The organism is Hyphomonas neptunium ATCC 15444, assembly GCF_000013025.1.
Classification (GTDB): Bacteria; Pseudomonadota; Alphaproteobacteria; order Caulobacterales; family Hyphomonadaceae; genus Hyphomonas; species Hyphomonas neptunia.
On sequence record NC_008358.1, the window covers coordinates 1,649,196 to 1,662,942 of the forward strand.

Here is a 13,747-nt window from a genome sequence, read left to right on the forward strand (position 1 = left end):
TATGCTCCTGAATCTGATGGCGCGCAATATCGTTGCATTTAAATCCTCAAAAATCGAGAGCAAGCAAGCACATTGCGCGGATTCCCAGCTATATATTGCAACAAATATGCATTCCGGTTTGCAGGGGTTTGAAATGGATGAGGGCGCCAGAGATGAGATGGTTCAGCCCCTCAGGGTGCGTCTTGAAATCCTTGCCGGCGGCGTTTTTGCGCCCGTGAAGATGCTGGAGCTGTTTGCGGCGATCGGGTGTCTGCCCGATGATTTCCTGATCCGTCGAGATGAAGCCGCTGATAGTTGGGTCGTGACGCTGACCGCAGACTCCTCTCCCTGCACTGAGCGGGTATTTGCCAAAATTGAAGCCCTGCCGGGACTTCTGGCCTTTGGGCGATCACATAATTCAGCGAGGAACTGCCATGTTTGAACATGAAAGCTATGACGGTCACGAGCAGGTGGTGCACGTACAGGACGCGGCGTCGGGCCTGAAAGCAATTATTGCGCTTCATTCCACGGCGCTGGGGCCTGCGGGAGGTGGGTGCAGGCTCTGGCATTATGAGGATCCCGGCAAAGCGCTGACGGATGCTTTAAGGCTCTCGCGCGGTATGTCCTACAAAAACGCGCTGGCCGGACTCCAGATGGGGGGCGGCAAAGCCGTTATCCTGGGACCTGTGCCAGACGACAGGCGCCAGGCCGTTTTCGAGGCTTTCGGGGATGCGGTGAACCGCCTGGGCGGGCGTTATGTGACTGCTGAAGATGTGGGGGTCGGGGTTTCCGACATGAAGATGGTCGGTGCGCGCACGAAGTTCGTGTCCGGATTATCTGAAGAGGGCGGCGTAGGGGGCGATCCTTCGCCCTACACGGCCAGAGGGGTTCGCCTGGCGATGGAAGCGGTTGCCCTGCATGTTCTTGGAGCCAGGTCGCTGGAGGGGGTCCGCGTCGCGGTGCAGGGACTTGGAGGTGTCGGGGCAAATCTTTGCCGTGAACTGAGTGAGCGCGGTGCAAAATTGATTGTGGCGGATATCAATCAACAGCGCGTGGAGCGCATCTGCGACGAGTTCCGCGCCGAACGTGCGGAGGCGGAAACAATTCTGTTCTCGGAGGTGGACATCCTTGCCCCATGCGCGCTCGGTGGTGTGATGACAGAGGCGAGCGTGCCAAAGGTGCGCGCCAGGGCTGTTGTCGGCGGGGCTAACAATCAGCTTCTGAACGCGGCAGCCGGGCAGATGCTTTTCGATCGTCAGATTACCTACGCGCCTGATTACCTCGTCAACGCGGGCGGGATCATTATGGTCGCCGCTGAGTATTTTGGTACCCACTCGCAGGCTGGCGTTCTTGCGGATGTGGAGCGCATATTTGACAGGACATGCCAGGTGCTTCTGAGTTCGCGGAAGACGGGAGCGCCGCCTCACTTGATTGCGGACCATATGGCCGCCAAGGTCATCGAAACGGCGCGACAGGCAGAGCCCGGCCGTCCGGCTGTTTCCCGCGCCGAGAACTTTGTGTAGCGCATGACAATGATCCTCATCACCGCCCAGAGGCCGGTGATGAGCGCGCAGCAGGCTCAGTTGCCGTATTGACCCGGACGGTTGCTCGCTCAGTGTCCAAGCGAGTTGAAAAGAACAATCGCGGATGTCGCCACCAGATAGATGCCGAACACCTTCTTCAGGATAGGTCCATTGAGCTTGTGCGCCAGCTTGGCCCCGGCTGGCGCCGTGATGAACGACATCGCCGAAATCGCGCCAACGGCCAGCAGGTTGATATAGCCAAACGAACCGAACGGCAGCTCATCATGGCTGACAATTCCCAGGATTGCGAAACCGAGCGCGCCGGGCAGGGCGATAACGATCCCGAAGCCTGCCGCCGTAGCCACCGCCTGGTGAATGGATCGCCCGCAGGATGTCATGACCAGAACGGCGATAGTGCCCCCGCCAATTCCCAGCAGGGCTGAGAACGCACCCAGAAAGGTTGCGATCCCGCCCCGGATCATGCTGCCCGGCATGTCACGCGCCACCGCCTCCTTGGGCTGAAGGACGGGCCAGATGAAGTGCAATCCCATAAGGAACACGCCGCCGGAGAAGATCCACTTCATTGCCTGGCCATCCATGAAGCTTGCCAGGAGAATGCCGAAAAATGCCCCCAGCATCAGCCAGGGGGTCCAGTCGCGCAGAACCTTGTAATCCACCGCGCCATGGCGTGTGTGCGCCTGCAGAGACCTTGCAGAGGTAACGATAATGGTCGCGAGCGAGCTTCCGATGGCAATATGTGTCGTAGTTTGAGGAGCGACCCCGAAAAATTCAAATACGAGCAACAGGGCAGGCACCACAACGAAGCCGCCGCCTATGCCGAAAAGGCCCGCAACAAATCCGGCAATAAGTCCTGCCACAAGCAGTACGCTGATCAGCTGTACCACCTGGACGAAATCGGCTTCAGAACCAAGCATGATGTTCTGTCGGTATCCCTGTGTATCTTTGAGAAAAATGTTCGGGCTGGCCCGTTTCAAACGGTTGGGAGGGGGCGGCTTTCGCCTCCCCCTCACCGTAAATTTCAGCGATTGCGTCTTGGCGGTTTCGCCGGGATTGCTCCTTAGAACTCCACCACGCCTTTGAGGTAGTAATATCCGCCCTGCCAGTCGACGACGGAGTCCGACAGATAAAGGCGGCCGCAGCAGCTATCGCCTCGCAAGGTGCTTTCATCAGGATACTGATCGAAGATGTTGCGTGCGCCCAGCGAGATACGGTACATCTCGTCGAAGGTGTAGGTTGCCTCCAGATCGACCTGGATCACAGGGTCGAATTCCTGATACTCCAGTGCGCCATTCAGACCGGAATTGTTCGAGTTGGTCGAGGACCCGTAATAGTTGGCGCGGGCGAGGAGCGAGAACGGCCCGGTTTCGTGCTTGGCCGTAAACACGCCGCGCCATTTCGGTGTGCCCTCCAGAAAGTCATACTGGCTTTCCGCATTGAACACGCTCGGAACGTCCCCATCGAATTCCGTCTTGTTGTAGTTCACAGAGCCCGTGAGGCTGGTGCTCGCCCCGTTCGCCCAGCCCAGCGCATAGGTCGCAACGACGTCCACCCCTTCAGTTTTCGTGTCAAACAGGTTCTGGAAGTAGAACACGCCTCCAATCGTCTCTGCTCCGACAACGCCTGCCTCAACGAGGCTGAGATAGTTGTCGTAAGAGGGGCCCGCTCCCGGATTTGTCGAAACAGTCTGTGTGGAGATCGCATTGATCCGGTCTTCAAGATCAATGCGGTAATAGTCGATGGAGAGCGAGAAAGCATCGAAACTGCCCGTCGCGCCCAGCGTGTAGTTGACCGACTTTTCTGGGGCCAACGGTTCGGCGCCCAACGCAGCGGCGATGGGCCCGCCGGCTGGGAACAGGCCGGTTGCAACCGGAACGCCATCGGGAAGGCGGGTGGAAACGTTGGTCGTTCCCTGCTGGCCCGGCGATGGCGCGCGGAAACCCGTGCCAAGCGATCCCCTCAGGGCGATTGCGTCTGTCAGGTTGAACCGGCCCGCGACCTTGCCAACCACTTCGGAGTCGAAGTCCGAATAATCTTCAAAGCGAACAGCGCCCTGAAGGAACAGCCGGTCGGTGATGTCTGCGCTGACATCGGCATAAGCAGCGAAGGAATCCCGCGCATACTCGCCTGAGAATTCCGGAGAATAGCCAGGGAACCCGTTCGCGCCGACGCCCACGATCTGATAGACCGGATCATCCGAGTCCGCGCAATTCAGCGTAGAGCCATTGGCAATGACCAGCGCGCCCGCGGCGGTTGGAACGGCTGCTTCATCTTCGCCTGTGCATAGTCCCCAGGGATCGCTGACGGCATATGGACCCGCTGCGTAGGAGTTTTCCGCGCCCTGAACAATTTCATAGGTTTCATCCAGATAGCTGAGCCCGAAAGCAAACAGCACCGGCTCGGCAAGACCAAGCTCAAACTCCTTGCCGAAATCGGCCTGGAACTGTATCTCCTCGTTGATCAGATCGCCCGGCTGAAATTCCGTCGGAGAATCCGGTCCCATCGACGGGTTGATCGTGTTGGTGAGCGTGTACTTGACCTTGGAATTGCCCAGCCGGCCGCTGAGATCATACGTAAACCCATCCCAGATTTCGCCTTTCAGACCGCCCACGAAAGAATAGTCAATCACATCGCCGATAAACCTGGGGGCAAAGCCGCCCGGAAACTTTTCAAGCGGGCTGTAGATCGAACCATCGGCCTCGCGCAGATCCTCGATCGTGCCGTTGCCGGGATAACGATAGAAGAATGTGCCGTCGGCAGAGCTTTTGGAATAGTTCCCGAATGCGTAAAGCGAGGCATTGGGCGAAAGCTCATAGCCCGTATTGAGGAACATACGAATTGCGTCGGCGTTTGGCTGTCCCCATTGCTGCGCGTCACTGATGCCGTGGAATTCCTGCGAGTTCGCGATCATTGCTTCGTAATACGCATCAGACGGCGCGCTATACCGAGGGTCGGTCGGATCAAGACAGAAATAATCTTCGCAATATTGCACGCCCCGGTGTGTCGAGGACTGATCTGACGCTTCGCCAGACAGGTTGAAGAAACCCGCTTCTCCCAGCGCGGCCCCGAAATTGGCGGCGAAGGTGGTCTGGAACCCGTCGCCTTCGTAATACTGGCCCATCTCGGCTGTCAGCATTGCCCCATCAGGGGCATCTTTCAGAATGAAGTTGATCACCCCTGCGATGGCGTCCGATCCGTATTGCGCTGCGGCCCCGTCGCGCAATACTTCAACGGATTTCAGCGCGATGGCGGGAATGGTGGCAATGTCGGGCCCCTGAGTGCCCGATCCGCCGATAGAAACAAGCGCGGCGCGGTGGCGGCGCTTGGAGTTGACCAGAACCAGTGTCTTGTCGGTCGGCATGCCGCGAAGGCTCGCCGGGCGAATGAACGTGCCGCCATCAGAAATAGGCTGGCGCGCGAGCGAGTAGGAGGGAACCAGAGTCTTGAGGATATCATTTGCGTCCGTGAACGGTACATCAATGATCTCGTCGCTGCTGAGAACGTCAATCGGAACGGCCGAGTCGGCAATTGTGCGCGGCCGGCCCCTCGCTCCTGTAACAACGATTTTCTCCTGAATGGAGGCTGCCTCGTCTTCATTCTCGGTAACGGCAGGCTCCTGCGCCGCTGCATGCGGCCCCATCATCAGGCCGCTGACCCCGACTGCACATGCCATTAGATAGGCGCGCAACGAATGCTTCATTGAAAATACCCCTCGTCCGAGTTTTGACCATCGCCAGGTCCGGTGCATCCCCGCAGGACCGATCGGCGATAGCCCGCCCGCTTCCGCAGGCTTGGCTGAACACAGTCCGCTGTAGTGAGATCACCGCTAGGTAATCTGTAAGCGGACGTACAAATTGCGATAAAGTCCGGCCTCTGCGCTTTGAAGCATGTCCGGCTGGCGCCGCCTGTGTCGCCAGAATGCCGGCCGTCTTGGCGGCCGGGTGTCCTTCATTGAACACACCTCAAGAAAGGCCGGGGTTGTCATGAGCCGCAATGATTTTGAGCCAACATTTTGTCGCTTCGATCATCGCGGCCCAGTAATGTTGCACTGCCGCACGAATTTCGCGCAGGCCGTATCTGTAGCAATCAGGGCAGAATGTCGGATACCGAGAGAATGAGCTCCGCAATCTCTCTCAGGGGGCGAGCTTTGCTCATGGCCAGGCGCCGCATCGCCTCATAGGCTGCCTGTTCGCTCATACCCCGCCGCTCCATCAGCAGGCCTTTTGCGCGCTCAATCACCTTGCGTGCCGCAAGCTCTTCCCGAGATTTCCTGAGTTCCTGATGCAGGGCCGCCGTCATTCTGAACCGCTCTCTGGCAACTTGTGTTACCGGCAGAATGCGCTCGGCGGTCAGTCCGTTGACAATATAAGCGCTCACACCGGCGGCGAGCGCGCGGTGCGCCATCTGTGTTCGGTCCTTCTCCGTAAACAGAACAACCGGCAGGGGTGACGCCTCGGAAATCATGCGAAAGGCGGCCAGCAACGTATCATCGGGCACCTCACACGCGCCGATCAGCATGTCCGGCCGAACGGTTTCAACCTGCGCCGGCAAGGCCCGGTTCTCTTCAGCAGGAGCCAGATGAACAATCGCGCCTTGAGGGAGGCCCGCCATGATCTGTGCCCTGTCCGCTTCGCGATGGGCGATCACGAGATAGACCCCCTGCGAGGCTGGGTTGGCGTCCGTAGAGGGAAGATTGAAAGACCCGTCTGACACGCCTCGGGCCCTCCCTAATTCCGGCGGGGCGGGCAGGCGTCGCTCAGGGCAGATACCAGATAACGCATTTTTCCCTCCAGCCCACCACAGCAAGCGTGGGCATCCGCGTTCAACGTTCTGTAGTGCCGCCGCCCTGCGCAATCGGGGCGCGCGCCACAGAGGCTGTTGCTGAGGGCAAATGGACGAAGTTCACGCAGTATTTGACCTGGCTGCTGAAAATTCGCGCCAATTGATGGATGCAAGTCAAACTTTAGGCGCGCGTAACCAGGTGCCGGTTTACAAGGTCACCCAACCGGTCCGATCAATGCAGGCCTCCCGGCTCGCCTGTCATGAAGTCTGCGCAAGGCTTCGAAGCACCAGCCTTTGCCAAAGCCATTGGGTCAAATTCGCAGGCCGCTCCAGATTGAGCCTTTGCAAATGCGGTTGGTAGTCTGTGGGGCTGGGCGATGAGAGGAGGGCGCCCAGAACATACCGCGCGCGCATCAAGGGCGTTCGTGTCTGCGCAGAAAGATGACTAAGGGCGGGCGCAAGTCTTTGCTCGATGCCGGTCAACTCGCTGCCGAAGGGATAGGGCGGCAGGTCTAGAATGTGCGGGGCCAAGGTCTTCGCCAGGGCGTCAGATGTGTTGGCCCGCCATGCTGCCGGCACCACAAAATCTCGGGGCAGCTTTCTGGCCGCTATCGCTTCCTGAACCAGCCCGTCAATGAAGCGCGCATCGGTAATCGCCAGCATGCAGCGCACGCATTCTTCGTCGGTCTTTCCGCGCAGGTCTGCCACGCCATATTCGGTAATGATGATGTCGCGCAGGTGGCGCGGAACCGTCGTATGCCCGTAGGACCACACGATATTGGATTCGGCCTTGCCATCGCTCTCGCGCACCGCCTTCAGCAGAATGATCGAGCGCGCATCTTCCAGTTCGTGCGCCTGCGCCACGAAATTATACTGTCCGCCCACCCCGCTCACCACGCGGCCATCCTCCAGAGCATCGGATGTCACGGCGCCCAGGCACGTCGCCTTCATCGCAATATTGATGAACCGGGCATGAGCCCGTTCCCGGCGGCGGACCATTTCATCGCCATAGAGGGCATTTACATCCGCTACACTGGTCATGTTGATCTGCGAGAGAAGGTCGTCCGGCGCGTCCCGAAGGTCCTGATAGAAATTCTGCGGACCAAGATAAAAGCCCCCGTCAATCGTCACAGTCTGCCCGTCCCGAATGCGCCGCGAGAACACACCGGCCCGCAGCAGTTCGAACATGCCCTGCGTGAACATCTCCGTGCATCCGTAGAGGCCGTCGTCAAACCGGCCCTCACCGCCTTCCTCAACCGGGCCGCTTGGCCCTGAAAGCGCGTCCACCGCCGCCCGGAATGCCTCCGGCCGGGTATGGCGCAGAAGGACAGACTGCGCGGCGCCATCGCCAAGCGAGCCGATCCCGATCTGAAGCGTGCCCCCATCCTTAACCAGACGCGCGGCCCTCAGGCCAATCGCATGGCTGGCAGGCTCCACACGCGGCGCGGGCAGGCCCGCCAGGTCATAGGCGCCGGCATCCAGCAGCATGTCGAATTCATCCGCCGGCACTTCGGCATCATTGGGCATGAACGGCAGGCGGGCATTGATCTCGCCAATGACGATGAAGTTCTCAGCCCCCACCTTGCGCCGCATCAGGGGGATAAGGTCCAGGCTGATATCGGTATTGCAGGCGAGGCTGTAGCGGCCATCACGTACGGCAATCATCTGGCCGATCACGTTCACATTGCCGGAGATGATGCGGCGCATCGCATGGGTATAGTTCACGCTGCTATAGTGGCGCTGCGCGTATTCGTTGCCCAGCAGGGTGCCCGTCGCGAGAAAGAACTCCTCCACCACGACATTGGCGGGTAGGGCGCCCCGCGCCCGGTCCACCGCATACGCGAGATCAGGATAGTCCCCGAACAGCCGCTCCACCACCGGCCCGCCAAACCGCGCCGCCAGGCCTGCGCGCAGCCTGGGCCGCACAATCGAAAGCGCGGTGTAAATCGTCAGCCGGATCGAGGCATCCGCCTTGGCCATCTCATAGAGTGCATTGGTCAGCCGGTTTGCCTTCCCGAGACCCAGGGGAAGGGCCAGCCGGATGTCTTTGCCCACCCGCTCCACAACCGCTCGGGCGCACGCTTCCGCGGTCATGTGGACGGCTGGCAGAGGGGCCTCGGAAGGCGGTTTCATGTCGTCCATACGTGCCCCTGTAAGTGTCTCAAAGTGTCCGGATTTGTCCTAAACTGTCCCGAAGTGTCCCGATTTGTCCAATCCTGGACGCGGTGTGACGCGGTTTTTACGGCAAATCGCCCCCTCGCTTCCGCCGGGTGATACCTTCCACTCGCCTGCGGGGCTGTGCCATGTCTCATCTGTGAAACCAAGGCCTGTGCCCTCAAATCGGCGCAGCCAGAAAAAGGGGAGTTACATGGCTAAACTCAAAACGCGTCTGACCGAGATGTTCGGCGTCGAAACGCCCATCTGCATGGGCGGCATGACCGGCGTCGGCTACGGCGAACTCGTTGCAGCTGTCGCAAATGCAGGCGCACTGGGCTTCATCACCGCCCACATGTTCAAGTCCGGTGAGGAACTTCTCGCCGAGATCGAGAAGACCAAGAAGCTGACCGACAAGCCATTCGGCGTGAACCTGACGCTTCTGCCCTCGATCAACCCGATCCCCTATGACGAATATCGCGAAGCCATCATCCACAGCGGCATCAAGATCGTCGAAACCGCCGGCCGTGCGCCCACCGATCACCTGCCGCGCTTCAAGGAGCATGGCGTCAAGGTCATCCATAAATGCACCTCGGTTCGCCACGCGGTTTCTGCTGTAAACAAAGGCGTTGATGTCATCTCCATCGACGGTTTTGAGTGCGCCGGTCACCCCGGTGAGGATGATGTCGGCCTGATCGTTCTGCTGCCGGCAACCGTAGACGCCGTCGATGTCCCCGTGATCGCTTCGGGCGGCATGGCAGACGGCCGTGGCCTCGCCGCTGCTATCGCACTCGGCGCTGACGGCGTGAACATGGGCACCCGCTTCTGCGCTACCGTAGAGGCCCAGATCCATGAGAACGTCAAAAAGAAGATCGTTGAAAACAACGAGTTGGACACCGTCCTTGTCGGCCGCTCGCTGCGCAACACCGCCCGCGTCGCCAAGAACGACATCTCGGTTCAGGTCGCTGAAATCCAGAAAGACCCGACCAAGTCGTTCGCTGACGTGAAGGAGCTGATGGCCGGCGTCCGCGGCCGCGAAAATGTTCTCCGCGACGGCCACATGGATGGTGGCATCTGGACGACCGGCCAGAGCCAGGCGCTCATTCATGACATCCCGACCTGTCAGGAGCTCGTCACCAACGTCATGAAGCAGTTCGAAGAAGCCCGCGCAAAGTTCGCGTAAGCAATTCTTCGACGATCATATCTCATTGGAAACCGGGCTGTGTTCGCATGGCCCGGTTTTTATTTGATATTCTGAGGCTCTATCAGTCCTGGGCGCCCGGTGTAGCGTCCGGGTTTGGCTTTTCCTTCAGGGCTTTGATCAGCTCGGCCGGGCTCATGGCCTCTGTCTTGGCCTGTCCTTTGGGGCGGCGGACCACAACACGCTCCACCGCCGGCGCAGGCCGCATCACCGGGCGGCTCGGATCATGAAACGGATTGGCATCATAAGTTCCCGCAAACGCGGGGTCCGTCAGATAGCTGGGCAGGCGGGCCAGCACCGGCGCGTCCCCAGACAATTGAAGCAGCATTTCATTGTCCGCCAGATCCAGCAGCCGGTCGGCGGGCCGGAAGCCGACGATTGCGGCCATTGCTTCAGCCGCCAGCATCGTGTTCGCCCCAAAACACTGCACAGCCCGGCAATTGTTCACCATCGTCTGCCAGTCATCCGGATAGAGATTGCGCAGCTGGCTCGGGTCTTGCCAGAAGCTCCACGTCTGCAGCCCATAACCCCGCATCAGCGTCACTGCCCGGCGCAGCGGCGTGAACGTGCCCAGCTGCGCGGCCTCATCCAGCAGGAATAAGGTCGATTTCTTGGGCCGGGCGTTGCGCCGTGTGATCAGCGTCATCAGCGTGTGAACCCAAAGCCGGAGCAGCTTGCCGTGGCTGTCGAGCATGTGCGGAGGCAGGACAAGGTAGATCGACAGCGGATCGCCGCGCGTTACCGCGTCCAGATCAAACCCGGTCGAGGAGAGGCTTTTGGTGATTGCGTCGCCCCGCGCCACTTCCACGATAGACTGGGCAAAAGAGAGAATACCGCCCAGCGTCGAAACCGCGCCCAGGCGCAACATCTGTCCAATCCGCACCGCCTCGGAATTGCGTGATCGCTCAAGCGCGCCGAGCACCGTCTTGGCGCTTGAGGGCGCGGACGCCGGATTCTCCGCCATCTGGGAATACACCCCAGCCTCGCCCATCGCCTGCGCCACGAGTTCGCGCACCGTACCCAGGTGGCGGCGGTCAGAAGGCAGGTCCGAGACAACATGCAGGATAACGCCCAGCACGAGCGTGGCTCCGCGCTCAGACCAGTAATCACCATCACTGGCGTTCCGGCCCAATCGGCTGTCGATCATTGTCGCAATGATCGCCATCGCATCATCGACAAGCGTCGGGCTGGAGGGATCCAGCAGATCGAGCGGGTTCAGCGGCGTTGATGGCAGGCCGGTAATACCGATAGGATCGATAATCGCGACCGTATGGCCAAGCTCTCTCCGCCGGCGCGCCGTTATCAGCGCGTTTTCGCCTTTCGGATCTATAACGATCAGCGGCCCGTCATAGCGCAGCAGCGCCGGCACGATACAGCCGACGCCTTTGCCCGCGCCGGTGGGCGCGATGGTCATGAGGTGTCCCTCAAGCTCCATCAGGATCGGGTCAATATATCCGGTTGCCGGCGTGCAGTCGGGATCTCCGAACGAGAAACCGATCGGTGTCCGCTTGTGCTCAAGCTCCATGGACCAGCCCACCAGCAGGCCGCTGCCGCCGACATCTGATGGAAGTTCGAGTTTTGTTTGAATAGACACCAGATCCAGCATGTTTCCCCGCGCGATCAAATCCGGCTGATGATCATCGGGCCTACGAGACTTTCCTCGCGCACCGGCAATCCCGCCATCAGTTCTTCATCTTCAATCATTTCCACATGCCCGCGCCGGTCAACCGTCATGACAGACCGGAACAGGGCCTCCCCATAAAGCACTGTACCTGTGTACTGAGCGAGCACGTCTGCGCCTTCTGCAGGCGGAGCTTCTTCAAATGCCGATAGCGGGATCGCTTCCAAAGATACCGCCGCATCCGGAAGAAGCCTCTGTTGAAGTGTGGCCATGCTGTCGATCGGTTGAAATCGTCCGTTGGTACCGCGTACCCAGTTCATGAACAGGTTCAGATATTCCAGCCGACGGTCTGTTTCGCCGAGAAGCGGCGCCAATTCTGCGTTGAGTTCGTGTATGGCCGCTGAGGAGCCATTCAGCAGCGCCATGCCTTCATCATGCACAATCACGTTCAGAAGGCCGGCGCGCCCGTATCCGGCATGGCCACCGAGCTCCACCAGCATGGTGTCCTCATAGCAGGTGAGCGATCGGACGCGCGCCCGGTCTATGCTCCAGTCGGCGGCAAGGTTGCTGATGTCGCGTTCGTCTTCCAGCCATTCGCAGATGGCGATGATGGTGTTCAGCGCGAGATCGCCTGAAAGATCGCGCCAATGCCCAGGCACAACAGGGGGCGCTGGCCAATCCGAATTGCGTGGCTGGGAGAGGTTAAATCTCAGGTGTTCGATCTGGGCCGGGGTCATCTTGCCGAGATTTATAGCAAGCGAAATTCCGTTGACTATCAGAAGATTGGGGCCGGGAAGGCCGAATGGCCTCCCCGGAGAAGGTCAGATTTACGACTTAGCCGCTTCGTAAAGGCTGTTCACCTCGTTCCAGTTCACGACGTTCCACCATGTCTTGAGATAATCGGCACGGCGATTCTGGTAGCTCAGATAATATGCGTGCTCCCAGACATCGACAGCCAGGAGCGGCTCGCCTTGCACAGCGGCGACATCCATCAATGGGTTGTCCTGGTTGGGCGTGGACGTGATTTTCAGCCCGTCATCGGTAACGACAAGCCACGCCCACCCGGAGCCGAACTGGCTGGTGGCGGCTTTGTTGAATTCGGTCTTGAAAGCGTCCAGCGATCCGAAGGTCGCATCAATATCGGCAAGCAGCTCAGTTGACGGCGCGCCACCTTCACCCGCGGGCGCCATGAGCGTCCAGAACAGGGTGTGATTGTAGTGGCCGCCGCCATTGTTGCGGATGGCGGTGGAATGTGTGGATACATTCGCCAGCAGGTCTTCAAGCGGTTGCGACGCGAGCGCCGCATCATCGGCCAGTGCGGCGTTGAGGTTATTCACATAGCCTGCGTGGTGCTTGCTGTGGTGAATTTCCATGGTCTGCGCATCAATGGAGCCCACGAGCGCGTCATACGCGTAGGGCAGGTCCGGCAGGGTGTATGTGATAGCGGCGGCGGATGTTTCAGTGGCGACAGGCGCTGCGGGTTCACTGGCAAGCGCGGTGGAGGTTACGGTCGTGCAGGCGGCTGCGCCGAGCGCGGCTGTAGCAATAGCGAGTGTTCTGTACATATGATCTTCTCCCTGATCTGAAGGACGTTTTTGAAACGTTGCAGGCGTCGTGAAACGCGCATGGTCAAGTTCATATGGGGGCTTTGAGCGGCGAGGTCACGGATGAATTTTCGACTGGCGCCGCAAGTGTCACTGAAACAGCCGGGTCGCGCGTTAAATGTCAGACCACATTCTTATCAGGTTGGACTCCGTTTTTGCCAAGGTCAGCAGCTCCGGCGATCCCGGCGGAAAGCGGCGCGCAAGTCCAGCCTTCAGATTGGTGACATCGAAGAGAATAGCGCGCTGCGCGGCGTCTTTTATTGCGCTTTGAATCCACCCCACAAACACAAAGCGTTCGCCGGATGTAACAGGGGTCACACGATGTAATTCCGTAGACGGATATATGACCATGCTCCCGGCGGGTAACTTGACTGATTCTGTTTTGAACACGGTTTCGATTTCAAGCTCCCCCCCGTCATAGCTCTCAGGCGGTGACAGGAAGAGCGTAAAGGAAAGATCCGTGCGTAGCCGCGCGTCGCCTTTGCCCATCACGGGGTTGTCGATGTGCAAGCCATAGGCGTCGCCTTCACCGCTACAGCTGATCAGGGGCGGCGCGAATTTCAGCGGGCGTGCATATGCCTCCACAACGGGGTGCCGCTTTACGGCCTCCAGCAGCACCTCGCGCACCTTGGAACCCGTCCGGCTGGAAAGGTCGGCTTGCTGGTTCCGTTTCACCCGGCGGGCAGTTGCGCCAGCCGTGTTGCGTCCGTCTTCCCAGCGCAGTTCCCTGAGCGCTGCGGCAACTTCGGTCAGCACGTCCTGGCCAAGAATATTTTCAATGACAATCATGTGCGACCTTCTACGTGCCCGCCCTTGCAGGCACGGCATCTTTGCTTTAACTGCAACTCATTCTCAAACACAAACA

Annotated in this window: 11 protein-coding genes; 3 read left to right on the forward strand and 8 right to left on the reverse strand. The window is 59.6% G+C overall.

Features of this window, described 5'->3' with window-relative positions; translation table 11 throughout:
• The first annotated feature begins 16 nt into the window (after positions 1-16).
• Positions 17-421, forward strand: a complete 405-nt coding sequence (locus HNE_RS07970) for a hypothetical protein (protein ID WP_233352023.1) — start codon at positions 17-19, stop codon at positions 419-421.
• The gene (locus HNE_RS07975; RefSeq protein ID WP_011646623.1) at positions 414-1,502 is read left to right on the forward strand and encodes a Leu/Phe/Val dehydrogenase; all 1,089 of its coding nucleotides are present in this window, start codon (positions 414-416) and stop codon (positions 1,500-1,502) included. The genes HNE_RS07970 and HNE_RS07975 overlap by 8 nt, the downstream gene beginning before the upstream one ends.
• Before the next feature lie 89 nt (positions 1,503-1,591).
• On the opposite strand, the gene HNE_RS07980 is transcribed toward HNE_RS07975, so the two are convergent.
• From HNE_RS07980 to HNE_RS07995, 4 genes are all read right to left on the reverse strand, one after another.
• Positions 1,592-2,437, reverse strand: coding sequence for a sulfite exporter TauE/SafE family protein (locus HNE_RS07980; protein ID WP_011646624.1), 846 nt, complete (start codon positions 2,435-2,437; stop codon positions 1,592-1,594).
• Positions 2,438-2,580: 143 nt separating this feature from the next.
• On the reverse strand, positions 2,581-5,220 hold the full coding sequence (locus HNE_RS07985) for a TonB-dependent receptor plug domain-containing protein (protein WP_011646625.1): 2,640 nt from the start codon (positions 5,218-5,220) through the stop codon (positions 2,581-2,583).
• Between the two features lie 386 nt (positions 5,221-5,606).
• Positions 5,607-6,233, reverse strand: a complete 627-nt coding sequence (locus HNE_RS07990) for an ANTAR domain-containing response regulator (protein WP_049755076.1) — start codon at positions 6,231-6,233, stop codon at positions 5,607-5,609.
• A 327-nt stretch (positions 6,234-6,560) separates the two neighbouring features.
• A complete protein-coding gene (locus HNE_RS07995) occupies positions 6,561-8,444 on the reverse strand; it encodes an acetyl-CoA hydrolase/transferase C-terminal domain-containing protein (protein ID WP_083759050.1) in 1,884 nt (627 codons plus the stop codon).
• A 226-nt stretch (positions 8,445-8,670) separates the two neighbouring features.
• On the opposite strand from HNE_RS07995, the gene HNE_RS08000 reads away from it, so the two are divergent.
• Positions 8,671-9,639, forward strand: coding sequence for an NAD(P)H-dependent flavin oxidoreductase (locus tag HNE_RS08000; RefSeq protein ID WP_011646629.1), 969 nt, complete (start codon positions 8,671-8,673; stop codon positions 9,637-9,639).
• Between the two features lie 82 nt (positions 9,640-9,721).
• On the opposite strand, the gene HNE_RS08005 is transcribed toward HNE_RS08000, so the two are convergent.
• From HNE_RS08005 to HNE_RS08020, 4 genes are all read right to left on the reverse strand, one after another.
• On the reverse strand, positions 9,722-11,251 hold the full coding sequence (locus HNE_RS08005; RefSeq protein WP_160162612.1) for a type IV secretory system conjugative DNA transfer family protein: 1,530 nt from the start codon (positions 11,249-11,251) through the stop codon (positions 9,722-9,724).
• A gap of 26 nt (positions 11,252-11,277) precedes the next feature.
• Positions 11,278-12,015 (reverse strand): hypothetical protein, encoded by a 738-nt coding sequence (locus HNE_RS08010; protein WP_011646631.1) that lies wholly within the window; start codon positions 12,013-12,015, stop codon positions 11,278-11,280.
• Between the two features lie 90 nt (positions 12,016-12,105).
• A complete protein-coding gene (locus HNE_RS08015) occupies positions 12,106-12,843 on the reverse strand; it encodes a superoxide dismutase (protein WP_011646632.1) in 738 nt (245 codons plus the stop codon).
• A gap of 153 nt (positions 12,844-12,996) precedes the next feature.
• Positions 12,997-13,671, reverse strand: a complete 675-nt coding sequence (locus tag HNE_RS08020; RefSeq protein ID WP_011646633.1) for a Fe2+-dependent dioxygenase — start codon at positions 13,669-13,671, stop codon at positions 12,997-12,999.
• Between the last annotated feature and the right edge of the window lie 76 nt (positions 13,672-13,747).